This window comes from Pseudomonas sp. NFPP12 (genome assembly GCF_900103205.1).
GTDB classification, from domain to species: domain Bacteria; phylum Pseudomonadota; class Gammaproteobacteria; order Pseudomonadales; family Pseudomonadaceae; genus Aquipseudomonas; species Aquipseudomonas protegens.
In genome coordinates this window covers 236,377-256,762 of the sequence record NZ_FMWW01000005.1, presented here as the reverse complement: position 1 = coordinate 256,762, position 20,386 = coordinate 236,377, and the positions used below count along the sequence as shown (strand labels likewise).

General features: G+C 65.8%; 18 protein-coding genes. 8 read left to right on the top strand and 10 right to left on the bottom strand.

From position 1 onward, the window contains the following. Positions 1–10 precede the first annotated feature (10 nt). A complete protein-coding gene (locus BLS75_RS22290; protein WP_072451801.1) occupies positions 11–709 on the bottom strand; it encodes a YggS family pyridoxal phosphate-dependent enzyme in 699 nt (232 codons plus the stop codon). Positions 710–899: 190 nt separating this feature from the next. On the opposite strand from BLS75_RS22290, the gene BLS75_RS22285 reads away from it, so the two are divergent. Beyond that, positions 900–1,934: a type IV pilus twitching motility protein PilT gene (locus BLS75_RS22285; protein ID WP_072451800.1), complete on the top strand. Its 1,035-nt coding sequence runs from the start codon at positions 900–902 to the stop codon at positions 1,932–1,934. Between the two features lie 78 nt (positions 1,935–2,012). Here the strand turns inward: BLS75_RS22285 and BLS75_RS22280 are convergent, their stop codons facing one another. Continuing rightward, on the bottom strand, positions 2,013–2,636 hold the full coding sequence (locus BLS75_RS22280) for a C40 family peptidase (RefSeq protein WP_011064010.1): 624 nt from the start codon (positions 2,634–2,636) through the stop codon (positions 2,013–2,015). A 250-nt stretch (positions 2,637–2,886) separates the two neighbouring features. Here BLS75_RS22280 and BLS75_RS22275 point away from each other — a divergent pair, with 250 nt between their 5' ends. Beyond that, on the top strand, positions 2,887–3,306 hold the full coding sequence (locus BLS75_RS22275; protein WP_011064009.1) for an NINE protein: 420 nt from the start codon (positions 2,887–2,889) through the stop codon (positions 3,304–3,306). Positions 3,307–3,433: 127 nt separating this feature from the next. Here the strand turns inward: BLS75_RS22275 and BLS75_RS22270 are convergent, their stop codons facing one another. The 7 genes from BLS75_RS22270 to gshB form a co-directional block, all read right to left on the bottom strand. Further along, positions 3,434–4,705 (bottom strand): dihydroorotase, encoded by a 1,272-nt coding sequence (locus BLS75_RS22270; protein WP_072451799.1) that lies wholly within the window; start codon positions 4,703–4,705, stop codon positions 3,434–3,436. Continuing rightward, a complete protein-coding gene (locus tag BLS75_RS22265; RefSeq protein ID WP_011064007.1) occupies positions 4,702–5,706 on the bottom strand; it encodes an aspartate carbamoyltransferase catalytic subunit in 1,005 nt (334 codons plus the stop codon). Before BLS75_RS22265 ends, BLS75_RS22270 begins: the two co-directional genes overlap by 4 nt. A 25-nt stretch (positions 5,707–5,731) precedes the next feature. Further along, the gene (gene pyrR, locus BLS75_RS22260; RefSeq protein WP_011064006.1) at positions 5,732–6,238 is read right to left on the bottom strand and encodes a bifunctional pyr operon transcriptional regulator/uracil phosphoribosyltransferase PyrR; all 507 of its coding nucleotides are present in this window, start codon (positions 6,236–6,238) and stop codon (positions 5,732–5,734) included. 115 nt (positions 6,239–6,353) lie between these two features. Beyond that, positions 6,354–6,791: a Holliday junction resolvase RuvX gene (ruvX, locus tag BLS75_RS22255; RefSeq protein WP_072451798.1), complete on the bottom strand. Its 438-nt coding sequence runs from the start codon at positions 6,789–6,791 to the stop codon at positions 6,354–6,356. Further along, positions 6,791–7,360 carry a YqgE/AlgH family protein gene (locus BLS75_RS22250; RefSeq protein WP_041120245.1) on the bottom strand — a complete coding sequence of 190 codons (570 nt, stop codon included), beginning with the start codon at positions 7,358–7,360 and terminating at the stop codon, positions 6,791–6,793. Before BLS75_RS22250 ends, ruvX begins: the two co-directional genes overlap by 1 nt. 85 nt (positions 7,361–7,445) lie before the next feature. After that, positions 7,446–8,345: an energy transducer TonB gene (locus BLS75_RS22245; RefSeq protein ID WP_011064003.1), complete on the bottom strand. Its 900-nt coding sequence runs from the start codon at positions 8,343–8,345 to the stop codon at positions 7,446–7,448. A gap of 99 nt (positions 8,346–8,444) precedes the next feature. Then, on the bottom strand, positions 8,445–9,398 hold the full coding sequence (gene gshB, locus BLS75_RS22240) for a glutathione synthase (protein ID WP_015637364.1): 954 nt from the start codon (positions 9,396–9,398) through the stop codon (positions 8,445–8,447). A 236-nt stretch (positions 9,399–9,634) separates the two neighbouring features. Here gshB and pilG point away from each other — a divergent pair, with 236 nt between their 5' ends. The 6 genes from pilG (at position 9,635) to BLS75_RS22210 (ending at position 19,592) form a co-directional block, all read left to right on the top strand. After that, complete coding sequence (gene pilG, locus BLS75_RS22235) at positions 9,635–10,039, top strand: twitching motility response regulator PilG (protein ID WP_011064001.1); 405 nt, start codon at positions 9,635–9,637, stop codon at positions 10,037–10,039. A gap of 57 nt (positions 10,040–10,096) precedes the next feature. Continuing rightward, positions 10,097–10,462 carry a twitching motility response regulator PilH gene (pilH, locus tag BLS75_RS22230; protein ID WP_011064000.1) on the top strand — a complete coding sequence of 122 codons (366 nt, stop codon included), beginning with the start codon at positions 10,097–10,099 and terminating at the stop codon, positions 10,460–10,462. 10 nt (positions 10,463–10,472) lie between these two features. Further along, the gene (locus BLS75_RS22225) at positions 10,473–11,012 is read left to right on the top strand and encodes a chemotaxis protein CheW (protein WP_011063999.1); all 540 of its coding nucleotides are present in this window, start codon (positions 10,473–10,475) and stop codon (positions 11,010–11,012) included. A gap of 140 nt (positions 11,013–11,152) precedes the next feature. Further along, a complete protein-coding gene (locus tag BLS75_RS22220) occupies positions 11,153–13,216 on the top strand; it encodes a methyl-accepting chemotaxis protein (protein WP_092214975.1) in 2,064 nt (687 codons plus the stop codon). 24 nt (positions 13,217–13,240) lie between these two features. Then, a complete protein-coding gene (locus BLS75_RS22215; protein ID WP_072451796.1) occupies positions 13,241–19,150 on the top strand; it encodes an Hpt domain-containing protein in 5,910 nt (1,969 codons plus the stop codon). Further along, on the top strand, positions 19,143–19,592 hold the full coding sequence (locus BLS75_RS22210) for a chemotaxis protein CheW (RefSeq protein ID WP_019095284.1): 450 nt from the start codon (positions 19,143–19,145) through the stop codon (positions 19,590–19,592). Before BLS75_RS22215 ends, BLS75_RS22210 begins: the two co-directional genes overlap by 8 nt. A 72-nt stretch (positions 19,593–19,664) precedes the next feature. Here the strand turns inward: BLS75_RS22210 and BLS75_RS22205 are convergent, their stop codons facing one another. Next, positions 19,665–20,225 carry an NADAR family protein gene (locus BLS75_RS22205; protein WP_072451795.1) on the bottom strand — a complete coding sequence of 187 codons (561 nt, stop codon included), beginning with the start codon at positions 20,223–20,225 and terminating at the stop codon, positions 19,665–19,667. Positions 20,226–20,386: the final 161 nt, after the last annotated feature.

The following is a 20,386-nucleotide window of genomic DNA, read 5'->3' as shown; positions in this document are numbered from 1 at the left end:
GTCAGTCGCATCAGGACTGACTGTAGTCGCGGGCACCGAACAGCGCGGTACCGATCCGCACCCAGGTGGCGCCTTGGGCAATGGCCGCTTCGAGGTCGTGGCTCATGCCCATGGAAAGGGTATCCAGGGGCAGCTTGAGGCTGTCCCGCAGGTCGTTGTTCAGGCGTTGTACCGCGGCGAAGGCGGCGTCCTGGGCAGTGCGGTCCTCGGTAGGCTCGGGAATCGCCATCAACCCCCGCAGTTGCAGGCGTGGCAAGGCACCGATGGCGCTGGCCAGGGCCGGCAGGTCGGCCGGGGCGCAGCCGGACTTGCTGGCTTCGCCACTGACGTTCACCTGGATGCAGATGTTCAGTGGCGGCAACTCGGCCGGGCGTTGTTCGGACAGGCGTTGGGCGATTTTCAAGCGATCCACGGAGTGCACCCAGTCAAAATGCTCGGCAATGGCACGAGTCTTGTTCGACTGAATGGGGCCGATGAAGTGCCAACTCAAGGGCAGGTCGGCCAGTTCCTGCTGTTTGCCCAGGGCTTCCTGCAGGTAGTTCTCGCCGAAATCCCGCAGGCCGGCGGCATGGGCCTCGCGCAGGGCGGCGGCGGGCTTGGTCTTGCTCACGGCCAGCAGCTGGACGCTGTGCGGGTCGCGCTGTACGGCCTGGCAGGCGTTGCGGATGCGCTCGGCTACCTGGGAAATGTTGTCTGCTATCGTGGACATTCGATTTCGTCTCAAAAGTACCGGCGGCCCTGGCCACCGGCTGCCGCGTGAATCCACCAGACCTCGATTCTCCGCCGGCCCGAGCCACGCTCAAGGGTCGCGTCGGGCATCGTCCGCGGCCTGGCCATTGAATCTGCCAGGCGCGGGCGGGTCTGAAGCTCGCGGCATTCTACTGGAATTGGGGGGCACTATGGACATCACCGAACTCTTGCGCTTGAGCGCTTCCCGGGGCGCTTCGGACCTGCATCTGTCCGCCGGGCTGGCGCCGATGTTGCGCATCGATGGCGATATTCGCCCGCTGCCGGGCCCGGCCCTGGAAGGGCCACAGGTGCAGGCGCTGATCCATGAACTGATGAGCGAAGCACAGCGCCAGGCGTTCGCCGCCCGCAATGACCTGGATTTCGCCCATGAACTGCCGGGTGTGGCGCGGTTTCGGGTCAATGCCTTCCGGCACGCCCGGGGCGTCGGTGCGGTGCTGCGCCTGATTCCCGCGCGGGTACAGAGCCTGGAGGAGCTGGGGCTGGGGGAAGTGTTTCGGCAGATTACCGAGGCGCCCCGCGGGCTGGTGCTGGTGACCGGGCCCACCGGCAGCGGCAAGTCCACCACACTGGCGGCGATGATCGACCACCTGAACCAGCACCGCCAGCAGCACATCCTGACCATCGAAGACCCTATCGAATTCGTGCATCCGCAGAAGAACTGCCTGGTGCACCAGCGCGAAGTGCAGCGCGATACCCAGAGCTTCGCCACGGCCTTGCGTGCGGCGCTGCGGGAAGATCCCGACGTGATCCTGCTGGGCGAACTGCGGGACCTGGAAACCATCCGCCTGGCCCTGACCGCCGCGGAAACCGGGCACCTGGTACTGGCCACCCTGCACACCTCGTCGGCGGCCAAGACCATCGACCGGCTGGTGGACGTGTTTCCGGGGGAGGAAAAGGCCCTGGTGCGCTCGATGCTGGCCGAGTCGCTGCAGGCAGTGGTCGCGCAAGTGCTGGTGAAGAAGGTGGGCGGTGGCCGGGTAGCGGCGCACGAGATCATGCTGGGCAGCCCGGCGATCCGTAACCTGATCCGCGAGGACAAGGTGGCGCAGATGTATTCGGCGATCCAGACGGGCGGCGCCCAGGGCATGCGCACCCTGGACATGAGCCTCAAGGCATTGCTCGGGCAGGGGCTGATCAGCCGCGATCAGGCGCGGGAGCAGGCGCGGATGCCGGAGAGCTTTTGACGGGGCTGGAAATGCATTCGCCGGCAAGCCGGCTCCTACAGGTGGGTGCAGGAGCCGGCTTGCCGGCGAAGCGGGGTATCAGCGTTGCACGACCCGCAGGGGCGCGTGCTCCTTGGGCAAGACCCGCTTGGCAACCACATAGTGGCTCTGCCAGTAGGGCTTCTTCAGGGTATCGATGGTCACTGCCTTGCCGCGCCGCGGGGCGTGGATGAAGCGGTCTTCGCCCAGGTAGATGGCGACGTGGTTGACCTTGCGGCTCTTGATGTTGAAGAACAATAGGTCGCCCGGCTTCAGGTCCTTGCGCTCGACCTTCTGCCCGTGGCCGCTGGCCATGGCGTTGGAGGTGCGTGGCAGGTCCACGGCGGCGACATCGTTGAAGGCGTAGCGCACCAGGCCGCTGCAGTCGAAGCCTTTGCTTGGGCTGCTGCCGCCCCAACGATAGGGTGTACCGAGGACATTGACCGCGCGGCTGAGAACCGTGGTGCTCGGCCGGCCGGCGTTGTTGGCCACCAGCTTGCTGTCGGCCTTGCTCAGGCGGGTGGGGTGCTTGATGGTGCTCTTGTTCTTGGCGGTGACCGTCGAAACGTGAGGTTTCGGGGTGTAGCCATTAACGTTGGGAAGTCGTTGCTCACGGTTGGTGGCGTGGGCGGCCAGTGGCATTAATAGGCAAATGGTTAGCCATGTCTTGAAAAATGGACGCATTAGGCAAGGCTCTTATTGGTTAGCGCGCAACTTTATAACAGCTTTCAGGTCACTTCCGTGGCCGTTTGTCGATTCAACCTTGGGGTCAACTTCGGCAAAGAGGTGGCAACTTGACGCAGAAAACCGTCAGAAGTCAGGCAGTACAAGGCTTTGGCGGAACAGAAGGTAACATTGCCCGCACGTCGAATGCCTGTAAAAAAGTCACAAAGTTTTTAAGAATATTTATCTATCACCTGCAAAGAGGCACTTAATGAACACCTATCGTCAGGATGCATCCACCCATGACACCCACAGCAAGGTGATCGGTTACCTGTTGTGGATTTTCGGTTTTACCGGGGCCCACCGCTTCTATTACGGCAAGCCGGTGACCGGGACTATCTGGTTCTTCACCTTCGGTCTGCTGGGCATTGGCTGGCTGATCGACTTGTTCCTGATCCCGTCCATGGACCGGGAAGCGGACCTTCGCTTTACCGCAGGTCCGGTGGAATACAGCGTGGCCTGGATTCTGCTGACCTTCCTCGGGGTTTTCGGCGTGCACCGCATGTACCAGGGCAAATGGCTGAGCGGGGTGATCTACCTGTTCACCGGCGGCCTGTTCTTCCTGGGGGTGCTGTACGACTTCTGGACCCTGAACGATCAGGTATCGCTGGAGAACGCCAAGCGCCGTTGATCCCGTCATCGGCGCAGGCGGTGATGGCGCAGCCTGTAGCCACTGCCGCAGGGCGCCATCAGGAGCGGCGGCTCCTTCGGCGCCGTTCGCAGCCTGCGGCAGCGGCTACAGGGTGTTTGCCAGGCGATCAGCCCTGATAGCTGATATGCCCGTCCACCAGGGTGTAGCGCACCGCGCCCGGCAGGCTATGGCCGAGGAACGGGCAGTTTTCGCCCTTGGAGAGCCAGCGCTCGCCGGCCACGGTGGAACTGGCCGGGTCGAACAGCACCAGGTCCGCCGCACCACCGGCTGCCAGCTTGCCTGCCGGCAGGCGCAAGGCCGCGGCGGGGCCGGCACTCAGGCGTGCCAGCAGGGTCGGCAGGTCCAGCAGGCCGTCCTGCACCAGGGTCAGGGCCAGGGGCAGCAACAGCTCGACGCTGCTGATGCCCGGCTCGGTGGCGCCGAACGGCGCCAGCTTGGCGTCCCGCTCATGGGGCTGGTGATGGCTGGAAATGGCTTGCACCACCCCGGACTTCACCGCTTCGCGCAGGGCATCGCGGTCGGCCCGCGAGCGCAGCGGCGGCTGCACGTGGTACAGGCTGGAGAAGTCGATCAGCGCCTCGTCGGTCAGGATCAGCTGGTACAGCGCCACATCGGCGGTGACCGGCAGGCCGCGGGCCTGGGCCTGGGCGATCAGCTCCACGCCGCGGGCGCTGGTCAGCTGGCTGAAGTGGGCGCGCACGCCGCTCTGTTCCACCAGCAGCAGGTCCCGGGCCAGGGCCACGGTCTCCGCGCTTTCCGGGATACCCGGCAGGCCGAGGAAGCTGGCGGTGGCGCCTTCGTGGGCCAGGCCGCCTTCGGCCAGGTCGCGGTCCTGGGAGTGGAAGATCACCGTCAGGTCGAAGGTGGCGGCGTATTCCAGGGCGCGGCACAGGGTGCGGGTGCTGCGGAAACCTTCCAGGCCGTTGCCGAAGGCCACGCAACCGGCGTCACGCAATGCGATCAGCTCCGCAAGCTGCTCGCCTTCCAGGCCCTTGCTCAAGGCGCCAATGGGGAACACTTTGCTGTTGCCGGCCTCGCGGGCGCGGTCGAGGATCAGTTCGGCCACAGCCGAGGTATCCAGTACCGGTTTGGTATGCGGCGGGCAGCACAGGCTGGTGACGCCCCCGGCAGCGGCAGCGCGGGTTTCGCTGGCAATGCTGCCCTTGCGGCTGTAGCCCGGCTCGCGCAGGGCGACGCTCAGGTCCACCAGGCCGGGTGCGGCCACCAGGCCCTTGGCGTCGATGGTGGTAACGGCATTGAAGCCGCCAGGCGCGGCGCCGATGGCGACGATCTTGCCGGCTTCCAGGTGCAGATCGGTGGTTTGATCCAGGCCGCTGCTTGGATCGATGACGCGGGCGCCGAGAATGCTGAGCTTCACTGGGCGTTCTCCTGCTCGAATTGTCGCTGGGCGGTCTGCCCGCTCATGGCCATGGACAGTACCGCCATGCGCACTGCAATGCCGTAGGTCACCTGGTTGAGGATCACCGAGTGCGGGCCGTCGGCTACCGCCGATTCGATCTCCACGCCGCGGTTGATCGGGCCCGGGTGCATGACGATGGCGTCGGGCTTGGCCCCGGCCAGGCGCGCGGTGGTCAGGCCGAACAGGCGGTAGAACTCGCCTTCGCTGGGCAGCAGGCCGCCCTGCATGCGTTCACGCTGCAGGCGCAGCATGATCACCACGTCCACGTCCTTCAGGCCTTCGGTCATGTCGGTGTAGACCTTGACCCCGTACTGCTCGATGCCGATGGGCAGCAGGGTTTTCGGCGCGATCACGCGGATGTCCGGGCAGCCGAGGGTTTTCAGCGCCAGCATGTTCGAACGCGCCACTCGCGAGTGCAGGATGTCGCCAACGATGGCTACCGAGAGGTTCTCGAAGCCGCCCTTGTGCCGGCGAATGGTCAGCATGTCGAGCATGCCCTGGGTCGGGTGGGCGTGACGGCCGTCGCCGCCGTTGATGATCGCCACTTGCGGGCACACGTGTTCGGCGATGAAGTGCGCGGCGCCGGAGTCGCCGTGGCGCACCACGAACATGTCGGCGGCCATGGCTTCCAGGTTGCGCAGGGTGTCCAGCAGGGTTTCACCCTTGCTCGCCGAAGAGGTCGAGACATTCAGGGTGATCACGTCCGCCGACAGCCGCTGGGCGGCCAGTTCGAAGGTGGTGCGGGTTCGGGTGGAGTTCTCGAAGAACACATTGCACACGGTCTTGCCGCGCAGCAGCGGGACTTTTTTCACCGCCCGGGCGCCGACTTCGAGGAACGAGTCGGCGGTGTCGAGGATTTCCGTCAGCAGCTCGCGGTTCAGGCCGTCGAGGGACAGGAAGTGGCGCAGCTGGCCCTGATCGTTGAGCTGCAGCGGGCGCTTGGCGTCTAGAGGCGTCATCGCAATGGACTCTTAAAAGGGCGAGTTAGAGGGCGAGGTCTTGGAGCTCGAGTTGAAGCGGCGCAGGACCGGACAATTTTACCCGCTCGTGGGCGGCCAGCGACAGGGTCGCGCCCACCACATTCGGACGGATCGGCAGTTCAGCGGCGTTCAGGTCCAGCAGGCAGACCAGGGTCACGCTGGCCGGCCGGCCGTAGTCGAACAGTTCGTTGAGGGCGGCGCGGATGGTCCGGCCGCTCATCAGCACGTCGTCGATCAGCACCAGGTGCTGGCCTTCGATCTCGAACGGCAGCTCCGAAGGGCGCACCTGCGGGTGCAGGCCGTTCTGGCTGAAGTCGTCGCGGTAGAAGGACACGTCCAGGGTACCCAGGGGCGAATCGCTGCCCAGGGCTTCCAGCAGGGCCTGGGCCACCCAGACGCCGCCGGTACGGATACCGATGAAGCGTGGCTCGCTGATGGCGCGCTGGGCCAGGTGGGCGTTGAGATCAGCGGCCATCTGGCTGATCAGGGCGGCGGGATTGGGCAGGCTCATGGTGGCTCCTTCGTGGGCTCGCGCCTGCTGCCGGGCAGCTGGGCGCGGGAACTTACGGCTGGTGTTGGGCCAGGAGGCGCGCAGCCCCGGGGCCGCGCATCTTCAGGATGTGGTCTCAGGTGTTCAGCAGACCGGCGTTTTCATCGAGCCAGCCTTGCAGCAGCAGGGCGGCGGCGATGGCGTCCACCGGGTTGTCGCGGTAACTGCCTTTCTGGCCGCCCCGGGCCAGGCGTTCACCCTTGGCCTCGAAGGTGGTCAGGCGTTCGTCGTGGGTATAGAAAGGCACATTGAAGCGGCCGTTCAGGCGCCGGGCGAACTTTTCGGCGCGCGCGCACATATCGCTGGGGCTGCCGTCCATGTTCAGGGGCAGGCCCACCACCACGGCGTCGGGCTTCCATTCCTTGATCAGGGCTTCCACCTGGTTCCAGTCGGGCACCCCGTTTTGCGCCTTGAGGGTGCACAGCTCCCGGGCCTGGCCGGTGATGGCCTGGCCCACGGCAACGCCGATCTGCTTGGTGCCGTAGTCGAAGCCGAGGATCAGTCGCAGGGCCATCAGGCGTGGCCCGCCTGGCTGGTGAGCAGGCTGAGGTTGACCCCCAGGTGCCGGGCGGCGGCTTCCAGGCGCAGTTCGCTGCTGGTGTTGAACAGGATGTCGGCGTCGAAGGGGCAGGTCAGCCAGGCGTTGTCCGCCAGTTCGGCTTCCAGCTGCCCGGCTTCCCAGCCGGCATAGCCCAGGGCGATCAGGCTCTTGGCCGGGCCCACGCCATCGGCGATGGCGAACAGCACGTCCTGGGACGTGGACAGGGACAGCCCCTCGAGTTCCACCGTGGCCTGGTAGACCGGGCCGTTGGGGTGCAGGACGAAGCCACGATCGGTCTGCACCGGGCCACCGCTGAAAATGGGCACGTGCTGGCACAGCAGGGACGGCTCTTGGTCAGGGCGCAATTGTTCGAGGATATCGGCCAGGTTCAGGTCCTGGGGGCGGTTGATCACCAGGCCCATGGCACCACTGGCGTTGTGCTCGACGATGTAGGTCAAGGTCTGCGCAAAGTTCGGGTCGGCCATATGGGGCATGGCGATCAGGAAATGATGCTTGAGATAGCTTGGGCTGACATTTTTCATGAGCGCTAGTGTGGCGGTGGCGGGCTCGGCTGACAAGCTGGCGATGTGCGGCCATGGCGCTGTCGCGCGGACGATTGCCGGCCGATCAGTTGCTGGAAAGCTTGTCGCCCCGGGCGAAGCGCCAGGTGCGGATGATTTCCAGGCGGTCGATGTCCGACAGGTCGCCGGTAAAGGGTGCGAACGGCGCCGCCAGGCGCACGATGCGCTGGGCCGCCTGGTCCAGCAGCGGTTGCCCGGAGGACTCCAGCACCAGCACTTCATACAGCGAGCCGTCACGGTTGATCGAGACCATCAGCCGCAAGTTGCCGTAGATCTGCTTGCGCCGGGCTTCCTCGGGGTAGTTGAGGTTGCCGATGCGCTCGACCTTCTTGCGCCATTCGTCCTTATACCAGGCGCCCTTGTCGCGCATGGTAGAGGCGGCGCTGAGGCGGTGGATGCGCGGGCGTTTGGCATACAACTGCTGTTCGTTGGCCAGCTCGGCTTCCAGGCTGGAAATCTCGCTGGACAGTTGCGAGCTGTCGAACGTCGGAGTGGGGGCTTTGGGCGTCGGGTCTTTCTTGACCTCTTCACGCTGGGTGACGGTCTTTTTCGGCTTGGGCGCGGTGGTGGCCACGGCGGCCTTGGGGGCGGTGTCCTTGACCTCGGGCTTGACCGAGGGCGGTGGCGTGACCTTCTTCACCGAGTTGTCCTGGAACGGTGCGACTTCGGTGGTTTTCGGAATGGCCTTCTTGTCCAGGGTGCCGCTGCCCTGCTGGTTGTCCTGGGCGAGGAAGTCGGCCTTCTTCGGTTTGGTCTCGCTCTTGAAGGTGGCCAGGGTGATTTCCAGGGTCTTGCTGATGGCCTTGGGCTCGGCGAAGGAAAAGCCCAAGCCGAGGATCAGTGCCAGGTGCAGGAGCGCCGCCAGGAACAGGGTAAAACCCAGGCGATCGGCCGCACGCACGCCGCTATGGGCAAGCTCGGGGGGCAGATCGGACGGGAGGCTCATCGGCAGTTCGACATCACAGGAGGCATCACACAACCAACATCACGGTTTCACAGGCGGCGCATGATAACGCAATGTTGGTTTGTGCTTGGTTGTTCTACATCACTTGGCCTTGAGCTTCTGATCGATGGCATCCATCAGCATCGCGCCGATGTTGGTGCCGAAGGCGTTGTCGATTTCACGGATGCAGGTGGGGCTGGTGACGTTGATTTCCGTCAGGTGTTCGCCGATCACGTCGAGGCCGACGAACAGCAGGCCCTTGGCCCGCAGGGTCGGGCCGACCTGGGCGGCGATCCAGCGGTCCTTGTCGCTCAGCGGGCGGGCTTCGCCACGACCGCCGGCCGCCAGGTTGCCGCGGGTTTCACCGGCGGCGGGGATGCGCGCCAGGCAGTAATCCACCGGTTCGCCGTCGATCATCAGGATGCGCTTGTCACCGTCCTTGATCGCCGGCAGGTAGGCCTGGGCCATGATCTGCTGGCTGCCGAGCACGGTCAGGGTTTCCAGGATCACCGACAGGTTCGGATCACCCGCGCGGTGGCGGAAGATCGAGGTGCCGCCCATGCCATCCAGGGGCTTGAGGATCACATCGCCATGCTGGGCCGCGAACTCGCGCAGCACGTCGGCGCGGCGGCTGACCACGGTGGGCGGGGTGCACTGGGGGAACAGCGTGGCAAACAGCTTTTCGTTGCAGTCACGCAGGCTCTGGGGCTTGTTGACCACCAGCACGCCAGCGCTTTCGGCCTGTTCCAGCAGGTAGGTGGAGTAGACGAACTCCATGTCGAAGGGCGGGTCCTTGCGCATCAGGATCACATCCAGATCGCTCAGCGGGCAGTCGATCTCGGCATCCAGCTCGAACCACTTCTGCGGGTTGGCGAACACCTGCAGCGGGCGCATGCGGGCCCGGGCCACGCCGTCGCCCTGGTACAGGTCGCGCTGCTCCATATAGAAGAGGGTCCAGCCGCGCTCCTGGGCGGCCAGCAGCATGGCCAGCGAGCTGTCCTTCTTGTAGGAGATGCTGGCGATAGGGTCCATGACAATCCCGACGCGAACGCTCATGGGTGGATTCCTTTAAGAAAATGAGTGGGAGCGAGGCAAAAAAAGTGGCGTCAGAGTGGCGCTGACAAGGGCCTGGGTCAAGGAAAAACCACTGCCTGGCGTGGTCCATAGATTGCAGGGGGGAGAGTGTGCTAAAAAGGCTCGCAGGCCGGGCCCAAGCCTTGAAGTTCAAGGGTTTCACCCATTGCCCGGCGGTACCGGACCAAATCATTCGCTGGGGCGATGGCAGAGCAGATATGGAACAGCATTCCAACGCCTTGAAGGTGATGGTGATCGACGATTCGAAGACGATTCGCCGCACGGCCGAAATGCTGCTGAAGAACGTCGGTTGCGAGGTCATCACCGCAGTGGACGGCTTCGAAGCCCTGTCGAAGATCGTCGACCATCACCCCGGCATCATCTTCGTCGACATCATGATGCCGCGGCTCGACGGCTATCAGACCTGTGCGCTGGTGAAGAACAACAGCGCGTTCAAGTCCATCCCGGTGATCATGCTGTCTTCCAAGGATGGCCTGTTCGACAAGGCCAAGGGGCGCATCGTCGGCTCCGACCAGTTTTTGACCAAACCCTTCAGCAAGGAAGAACTGCTGAGCGCGATCAAGGCCCATGTCCCGGACTTTGTCGCGCTTGCGCCACAGTAGACACGCACAGCGACGCCCGGCCAGCAGGCCGCGCGCCTATACCGTATGGGGAAGACCATGGCTCGTATTCTGATCGTCGATGACTCGCCGACTGAAATGTACAAACTCACCGGCATGCTGGAAAAGCACGGCCATGAAGTGCTCAAGGCCGAGAACGGTGCCGACGGCGTGGCCCTGGCCCGGGAAGAAAAGCCCGACGCGGTGCTGATGGACATCGTCATGCCCGGCCTCAACGGTTTCCAGGCGACCCGCCAGTTGACCAAGGATGCCGAGACCAGCCATATCCCGGTGATCATCATCACCACCAAGGATCAGGAAACCGACAAGGTCTGGGGCACCCGCCAGGGCGCCAAGGATTACCTGACCAAACCGGTGGACGAAGAGACCCTGATCAAGACCCTGAACAACGTCCTGGCCGGCTGACAGCCGCGCCATGAGCCAATCCCAGACCGCCTTCGAGCTGCTGCTGGAGATCGACCAGCGCTGCCGCTTGCTGGCCGCCGACCTGCCGTCCCAGGAAACCCGCCAGCACAGCTGGAGCGGCATCGGCTTTCGCCTGGGCGAGCATTGGTACGTGGCCGCCATGGGCGAGATCAGCGAAGTCCTGCACGAGCCGCGCTACACCCTGCTGCCCGGGGTCAAGCCCTGGGTCAAGGGCGTAGCCAACCTGCGCGGGCGGCTGCTGCCGATCATGGACCTGTGCGGTTTCTTCGGCCATGAGCTGTCGCCCCTGCGCAAGCAGCGGCGGGTCCTGGTGGTGGAGTACAAGGAGCTGTTCGCCGGCCTGCTGGTGGACGAGGTGGCCGGGCTGCAGCACTTTGCCCAGGACAGCCTGGAGCCCGGCATCACCGACTTTGCCGACGCCGCGGTCAACCCCTACCTGCAGGGCCAGTTCCGCCGCGATCAGGTCTGGCAGGTCTTCAGCCCCTTCGCCCTGGCCCGTTCGCCGGGGTTCCTGGAGGTGGCAGCGTGAAGGGCGCCCCGGCGCCTGGGCAACCCGTTGGCCGTGCCACGGGAAGCGCGTGTTTCCCTGGATCAACCCATGCTGCCCCGGCGTTGCGCGCGCCCCGGGCACTCGAATGCGGGACCGCCCGCTCGCCACAGGCCTGATCGATGACCAAAGCCAAAACCGGCAAGCCCCTGGAAGGCTCCCGCAGTCGCTCGCAGATCATCGTGCTGTTCATCGCACTGATCGTGTTCATCATGCTGTTGTTCGCCAACTTCGCTTACCTCAATACCCAGGCCACCTACGACAAACAGTACATCGGCCATGCCGGCGAGCTGCGGGTGCTGTCCCAGCGCATTGCCAAGAACGCCACCGAAGCGGCGGCGGGCAAGGCTGCGGCGTTCAAGCTGCTGGGGGATGCGCGCAACGATTTCGCCCGGCGCTGGGGCTACCTGAAAAAGGGTGACCCGGACACCGGGCTGCCCGGGGCCCCGGTGGCCTTGCGCCAGGAAATGCGCGCGGTGCAGCTGGACTGGGAAAAACTGCTGAAAAACACCGACGCGATCCTCGCCAGCGAGCAGACCGTGCTGTCCCTGCACCAGGTGGCGGCAACCCTGGCGGAAACCGTGCCGCAATTGCAGGTGGAGTATGAAAAGGTCGTCGAGATCCTGCTCCAGCGTGGCGCCCCGGCGGCCCAGGTGGCCATGGCCCAGCGCCAGTCGCTGCTGGCCGAGCGGATTCTCGGTGCGGTCAACACGGTGCTGGCCGGCGACGAAAACGCGGTCCAGGCCGCCGATGCCTTCGGTCGCGATGCCGCGCGCTTCGGCCAGGTGCTCAACGGCATGTTGCAGGGCAACCCGGGGCTGAAGATCAGCCAGGTGGAAGACCCGGATGCCCGGGGGCGGCTGGCGGAGATTTCCGAGTTGTTCGAGTTCGTCTCCGGCTCCGTGGACGAGATCCTCGAAACCTCCCCCGAGCTGTTCCAGGTCCGCGAGTCGGCGAGCAACATCTTCAGCCTGTCCCAGACCCTGCTGGACGAAGCTTCGCTGCTGGCCACCGGCTTCGAGAACCTGGCCGGCAGCCGCAAGCTGGACACCATCGGCGGCTACGTCCTGGGCCTGCTGGCCCTGGCTTCGATCATCCTCATCGGCCTGGTGATGGTGCGCGAGACCAACCGCCAGTTGCGCGAGACTGCAGAGAAGAACGAGCGCAACCAGAACGCGATCATGCGTTTGCTGGACGAGATCGAGGACCTGGCCGACGGCGACCTCACGGTCACCGCCTCGGTGACCGAGGACTTCACCGGCACCATTGCCGACTCCATCAATTATTCCGTCGACCAGCTGCGCGACCTGGTGGCCACCATCAACCTGACCGCCGGCCAGGTGGCCGCCGCGGTGCAGGAAACCCAGGCCACCGCCATGCAGTTGGCCGAAGCCTCGGAACACCAGGCCCAGCAGATTTGCGAAGCCTCCACGGCGATCAACGACATGGCCCAGTCCATCGATCAGGTGTCGGCCAACGCCGCCGAATCCTCGGCGGTGGCCGAGCGCTCGGTGGAAATCGCCAACAAGGGCAACGAGGTGGTGCACAACACCATCCATGGCATGGACAACATCCGCGAACAGATCCAGGACACCGCCAAGCGGATCAAGCGCCTGGGCGAGTCTTCCCAGGAGATCGGCGATATCGTTAGCCTGATCGACGACATTGCCGACCAGACCAACATCCTCGCCCTCAACGCGGCGATCCAGGCCTCCATGGCCGGTGACGCCGGGCGCGGCTTTGCCGTGGTGGCCGACGAGGTGCAGCGGCTGGCGGAACGTTCCTCGGCGGCCACGCGGCAGATCGAGACGCTGGTGCGGGCGATCCAGACCGACACCAACGAGGCGGTGATCTCCATGGAGCAGACCACCACCGAAGTGGTGCGCGGCGCGCGCCTGGCCCAGGACGCCGGGGTGGCCCTGGAAGAGATCGAAGGCGTGTCCAAGACCCTGGCGGCGCTGATCCAGAGCATCTCCAACGCGGCCCAGCAGCAGACCTCTTCGGCCGGGCAGATTTCCCTGACCATGAACGTGATCCAGCAGATCACCTCGCAGACTTCGTCCGGTTCCACCGCCACCGCCGAGAGCATCGGCAACCTGGCGAAGATGGCCAGCCAGCTGCGCCGCTCGGTGTCCGGCTTCACCCTGCCGGCCACCCGGGGCCCGGCCCCGAATGACAACCGCTGACACAAGGTTTTGACTGGAGTGGTTATGGTTGATCGGCACGACTATGTAGCCCTGGAGTGGGTCAAGGGCGAAATTGCCGAGACCCTGAAGCAGGCGCATCAGGCGCTGGAGCATCTGGCGGACGATCCCCAGGCCCTGGAGGCCATCGACCAGTGCCTGGAAGGCATTCACCTGGTCCAAGGCAGCCTGCAGATGGTGGAGTTCTACGGCGCCGCGCTGCTGGCTGAAGAAATGGAAAAGCTCGCCCTGGCCCTGCAGCAGGGGCGCGTGGCCCAGCGCGACGAAGCCCTGCGCCTGCTGCGCCAGGCCATCGGCCAGTTGCCCCAGTACCTGGACCGGGTGCAGAGCGCGCGGCGCGACCTGCCGCTGGTTGTGCTGCCGCTGCTCAACGACCTGCGCAGTGCCCGGGGCGAGAGCCTGCTCTCGGAAACCAGCCTGTTCAGTCCGCAACTGCCCAGCCTGCCCCCCCTGAGCGACAAGGCCCTGGCGGCTTTGGAACCCCTGGAATTGCCCAACCAGTTGCGCAAGCTGCGACACATGTTGCAGACCGCCCTGGTGGACCTGCTGCGCGAGCAGGATGACGAGCAGAGCCTGGGCTACATGGCCAAGGTCTTCGAACGCCTGGAAGCCTTGTGCCAGGACGCCCCGCTGGCGCCCTTGTGGCATATCGCCTCGGCCCTGGTGGAAGGCATGCGCCACGACGAGATCGCCAACAGCCCGGCGGTGCGCAGCCTGCTCAAGGATGCCGACAAGGAGCTCAAGCGCCTGCTGGAACAGGGCATGGCCGGGATCAACCGGCCGGCCCCCGATGAATTGCTCAAGAGCCTGCTGTTCTATATCGCCAAGGCGCGCCATCCCACCCCATTGATGCTGACCATGAAAGAACGTTACGGACTGGATGACGCCTTGCCCGACAGCGCAGTGGTGGACGAGGAGCGGGCCCGCCTGGCCGGCCCCGACCGGGATGCCATGCGCTCGGTGCTGACTGCGGTGTGCGATGGCCTGGTGCGGGTCAAGGAACGCCTCGACCTGTTCGTGCGCAGCGACCGCCAGCACACCGATGACCTCGAAGGGCTGCTGTCGCCCCTGCGGCAGATCGCCGACACCCTGGCAGTGCTGGGCTTCGGCCAGCCGCGCAAGGTCATCATCGATCAGTTGGCGGTGGTCCAGAGTCTGGCCCAGGGCCAGCGCACGCCGGACGACGCGGTGCTGATGGATGTGGCGGGGGCCCTGCTGTACGTGGAAGCGACCCTGGCCGGCATGGCCGGCACCGTGGAGCCGGAGAGCCGTGAGGAAAGCCGCCTGCCCACCACCGACCTGACCCAGATCCACCAGTTGGTGATCCAGGAGGCGCGGGTTTGCCTGCACCAGGCCAAGGACCTGATCGCCGAGTGCATCGAGGCCGACTGGGACGCCGAACACCTGCAGGCGCTGCCCGAGCTGCTGACCCAGGTGCGCGGCGCCCTGGCGATGATCCCGCTGCCCCGCGCGGCGGGGCTGATGCAGGCTTGCCAGCAGTTTGTCGTCGAACACCTGCTAGCGGCCCGTTCCCGGCCCGACTGGCAGCAACTGGACCACCTGGCGGATGTGCTCACCAGCCTGGAGTACTACCTGGAGCGCCTGAGCGAGGACCACGAGGCGCCGGGGGAGAAGATCCTCGATGTGGCCCAGCAGGGCCTGCTCGCCCTGGGCTATGTGCCGGTGGAGCAGGTGCCGTTGCTCGATCAGCCCTTGAGCCCCAGCGAAGCCCTGGTGATGCAGGACCTGCAAGAGCTGGACGATCCCCGGGTGGCGCAGTCCCTGGCGGATGTCCTGGCGGTGCCGGTCTCGGCCCTCAACCCGCCGGCCCTGATCACCCCGGGCAGCCTGTTGCCGCCGCCAGGGGACGAGGAGCCGGTGGACGATGAACTGCGGGAAGTCTTCCTCGAAGAAACCGAGGAAGTGCTGGAGATGCTGCGCGAGTATCTGCCGCGCTGGGCCGCGGCCCCCCATGGCACATCTGCCCTGAGCGAACTGCGCCGGGCCTTCCACACCCTCAAGGGCAGCGGGCGCATGGTGCGCGCGCTGGTGCTGGGGGAGCTGGCCTGGGCGGTGGAAAACCTTCTCAACCGGGTGCTGGAGCACAGCGTGGAGCCCGGTGTCGAAGCCCGGCAACTGGTGGCCGACACCCTGCAACTGTTGCCGGAACTGATTGCCGAGTTCGCCCAGCAGGCCCAGCGCCAGCGCGACGATGTCGACCGCCTGGCCGCCCGGGCCCATGCCCTGGCCAATGGCGCGCAAGGCTCGGCGCCAGTGCCGGCCGAGGCCTTGGACCCGCAGTTGCTGGAGATCTTCCGCACCGAGGCCCAGACCCACCTGGACAGCATCAACCGCTTTCTCGAGCAGGCCGCCGAACACGTACCGCTGCAGGCCAGCGACGAACTGCAACGGGCCCTGCACACCCTCAAGGGCAGCGCCTCCATGGCCGGAGTGCTGCCGATTGCCGAGCTGGCCGGCCCTCTGGACCAATTGGCCCGGGAATACCGGGCGCACTTGATCCCCCTGGACCTGGACGAGGTGGAGCTGCTGCTGGAGGCCGAAGGCCTGCTGCGCCGGGGCCTGCGGCAACTGGACAGCGACCCGCTGGCGCCCATCGATGGCGCCCGCTCCCTGGTGGGCCGCGCCCTGGCCCTGCTGGGGGAGCGCCTGGAAACCCTGCTCAGCGCCCCGGACAGCGCGCCCCGGGCCAAGCGCGACCCGCAGTTGATCAACAACTTCCTGGCCCAGGGCATGGACATCCTGCTGGATGCCGAAAGCCTGCTGCGCCGTTGGCAGCAGCACCCGGGCGAGCGTCAGGAACTCAGCGCCCTGCTGGATGAGTTGACCACCCTGGGCGAGGGCGCGCACCTGGCCGACCTGTACCCGGTGGACGAGCTGTGCGAAGCCTTGCTCGATCTCTATGGCGCGGTGGAAGAGAGCAGCCTGGCCGTCAGCGAGCGTTTCTTCCACGAAGCCGAAAGCGCCCATGATGCCTTGATCAACATGCTCGACGAGCTGGCCGCAGGCCAGGAAGTCAGCCCGCGCCCGGAACGGGTGCAGGCCTTGCGCGAGCTGCTGGATGAAGGTCTGGACCCTTCTGCCACGGGCCTGATCAAGAGCGATGGCAGCCGCGCCCTGAGCATCAGCGAACTGGGCGCGGCCACGGCCCGCCTGGAGCAGGCCGAGGCCCCGATGCAGGCGGACGACGAAATTGTCGAGATCTTCCTCGAAGAGGCGGTGGATATCCTCGAAAGCGCCGACCAGGCCCTGCAGCGCTGGCTGGCCGACCCGGACAATAGCGCGCCACTGTCTTCCCTGCAGCGAGACCTGCACACCCTCAAGGGCGGCGCACGGATGGCCGAAGTGGCCCCGGTGGCGGAACTGGCCCAGGAGCTGGAGTCGCTGTACGAGGGGCTGGTGGACCGGCGCTACAGCCACAGCCAGCACCTGGGCCTGCTGTTGCGCAGCAGCCACGAGCAACTGGCACTGCTGCTGGAACAGTTGCAGGGGCAGCATCCCCTGGACGAATCCCGGGCGCAGATCGAGGCTGTGCGGTCGTACCGGCAGCAGGCCGCCAGCACCGGCGAAGCGGCCCAGGGCACGGTCGAGGAAGACCGCGCGGCCCAGGACCCGGAGCTGCTGGAAATCTTCCTCGAAGAAGGTTTCGACATCATCGACAGCTCTGCCGCGGCCCTGGCCCGCTGGCAGGCCGAGCCCCAGGGTCGCCAGGAAGTGGAAACCCTGCTGCGCGACCTGCACACCCTCAAGGGCGGTGCGCGCATGGTGGAAATCGCCCCCATCGGCGATCTGGCCCATGAACTGGAATTTCTCTTCGAAGGCCTGTCCGCCGGCCTGCTGCAACCCAGCCCGGTGCTGTTCACCCTGTTGCAGAAGAGCCACGACCGCCTGGCCCAGATGCTCGATGCGGCCCGTGCCGGCCAGCCCATCGAGCCGGCCCAGAAGCTCATCGATGCGATCCACGACCTGAGCCATCCGCGGGTAGCGACCGGCGTTGCCGCAGAAGCTGCACTGCCCAGCACCAAGCCCGAGCCCGCTGCGCCCGCGGCGGAAGCGGCAGTGGCGGGGGACATGGTCAAGGTCTCGGCAGAGCTACTGGACGACCTGGTGAACCTGGCCGGGGAAACCTCGATCTTCCGTGGCCGTATCGAACAACAGGTCAACGATGCGCGCACGGCATTGGGCGAGATGGAAACCACCATCGAGCGCATGCGCGACCAGTTGCGCCGCCTGGACACCGAAACCCAGGGGCGGATTCTCAGCCGCCAGCAGGTGGAGGCCGAGCGCCTGGGCTACGAAGAGTTCGACCCCCTGGAAATGGACCGCCACTCGCAGTTGCAGCAGCTGTCCCGGGCCCTGTTCGAATCGGCTTCGGACCTGCTGGACCTCAAGGAAACCCTGGACCGGCGCAACCACGACGCCGAGAACCTGTTGCAGCAGCAGGGCCGGATCAACACCGAATTGCAGGAAGGCCTGATGCGCACGCGCATGGTGCCGTTCGAGCGCATGGTGCCCAGGCTCAAGCGCATCGTCCGCCAGGTGGCCGAAGAGCTGGGCAAGGACGTGGAGTTCGTGGTCGGCAACGCCGAAGGGGAAATGGACCGCAACGTCCTCGAACGCATGGTCGCGCCCCTGGAACACATGCTGCGCAACGCCGTGGACCACGGCCTGGAATCGGCCGAGGCGCGCCTTGCGGCAGGCAAGCCGGCAGAGGGGCGGATCAGCCTGGACCTGTCCCGCGAGGGCGGCGACATGATTTTCGACATGCGCGACGACGGCGCCGGGGTGCCCCTGGAAGCCGTGCGCAAAAAAGCCATCAAGCGCGGCCTGCTGGACCCCGAGGCGCAGCTCAGCGACCGCGAAGTGCTGCAATTCATCATGCAGCCGGGGTTTTCCACCGCCGAGAAGATCACTCAGATTTCCGGGCGCGGGGTGGGCATGGACGTGGTCCATGAAGAGGTGCGCCAGTTGGGCGGCAGCATGAGCATCGACTCGGTTGCCGGCCAGGGCGTGCATTTTCGCATTCGCCTGCCGTTCACCGTGTCGGTCAACCGCGCGCTGATGGTGCAGTGCGCCGACGAGCAGTACGCGATTCCGCTGAATACCGTGGAGGGCATTGTCCGGGTGCTGCCCGCAGAGCTGGACGGCTACTACCAGCTCGACCCACCGCGCTATGAGTACGCCGGCCAGTCTTATCAGCTGTGCTACCTGGGGGAGCTGCTGCACACCGTGCCTCGGCCGAAGCTGCTGGGCCAGGTGCAGCCGCTGCCGGTGCTGCTGGTGCACTGCAACGAGCAGCGCATCGCGGTGCAGGTGGATGCCACCGCCGGTACCCGGGAAATCGTGGTCAAGAGCCTGGGGCCGCAGTTCGCCGCGGTCCAGGGGCTGTCCGGGGCGACGATTCTCGGCGATGGTCGGGTGGTGCTGATTCTCGATTTGCTGGCGCATATCCGCGCCTTGCAGGCCCAGGCACCGCTGCCGCGCCTGGCGGGCGACGAGCCGGCCAGCGAGGTGCAACCGCCGCGGCCGATGCTGGTGCTGGTGGTGGACGACTCGGTCACGGTGCGCAAGGTCACCAGCCGCCTGCTGGAGCGCCACGGCATGAATGTGCTCACCGCCAAGGATGGGGTCGACGCCATGGCGCTGCTGGCCGAGCACACCCCGGACCTGATGCTGCTGGACATCGAAATGCCGCGCATGGATGGCTTCGAGGTAGCGATCCAGGTACGCAACGACCCGCGCCTGCAACACCTGCCGATCATCATGATCACCTCCCGCACCGGCCAGAAACACCGCGACCGGGCCATGGCCATCGGCGTCAACGACTACCTCGGCAAGCCCTATCAAGAGTCGGTGCTGCTGGAAAGCATCGCCCTGTGGAGCAAGACCCATGCTTGATCACCGCGCCAGCACTCTCACCGGGCTGCTGCTGCCCCTGGCCGACCGTACCCTGATCCTGCCCAACGTGGCCGTGGCCGAGCTGATCGACTATCAGCAGGGCACCTTCGACCTGGATTCACCGCCCTGGTACCTGGGCCGGGTGCTGTGGCGCGAGCGGCGGATTCCGCTGATCAGCTTCGAGTCGGCCTGCGGTGGCAGGACCGTGATTGGCGAGCGGGCGCGGATCGTCGTGCTCAATGCCCTGGGCGGTCGCCCGGAGCTGAAGTTCATGGCCCTGCTGGTGCAGGGCATTCCCCGCTCCTGCAAGCTCGACAGCCAGTTGAGCTATGTCGACGTGCCCCTGGCTGCGCTGGAAAAGGCCGCGGTGCAGGTGGCCGAGCAGGTGGCCAAGGTGCCGGACCTGCTGGCCCTGGAAGAGCTGCTGGTGGCGGGGCTCTAGGTCTCTTGGCCGGCAAGCCGGCCGCTACACAACACCGCCGGTAGGAGCTGGCTTGCCAGCAAAGGCAGCCCCTCAGCCAATGCGCAACCTGTCCCGCACCTCCATCAGCGCATAGCCCAGCAGATTCAGGCCGCGCCACTGTTCCGGCTGGCTGGCCCTGGCATCCTCGGCGGCCAGGCCGATGCCCCAGATCCGGTCCACCGGGCTGGCTTCCACCAGTACCTGGTCGCCTGTGGACAGCAGGTATTCACCCAGCGCCTGATGTTGGCTGAACTTGGCCAGGTTGCCCTGCACCACGATATCCAGGCGTGCTTCGGTCCAGCGGGCGTCATCGAAGCCGCGCACCTCGCGACCCAGTTGCTTCACGTCGGCGGGCGTCACGGCCTTGAGGATCCGCCCGTGGGTTTCCTGGTCGCCGAACAGCAGGGCCTTGCCGGCCATCATGAAATGCTCGGCGCTGGGGTACTGAATGCCATCGAGTTCCAGACCTGCGTCGAACCACTGGCTGAAACAGCTCTGGGAGATGCGTCCGTCCCGGGTGGGCTGGTGCCCCCAGAACATCAGGTAGTCGGGCTTCAGGCCATGCTTGAGCTGCTCCAGCAGCGCCTGGTTCGAGCGAATCGGTGTGTCCATGCTGACTCTCATCTTGGTCTGCCCAGGCCGCTCATGGGCTGGTACGGCGGGCATTGTGTACCGAGAGAGCATGAGAGTGCCATGGCTCCCAAATCATTACGCTGAGCGTAACGATCTAACGCCGCGCTTGATTGATGTCCCCCGTTTTCACTCCTAAGGTG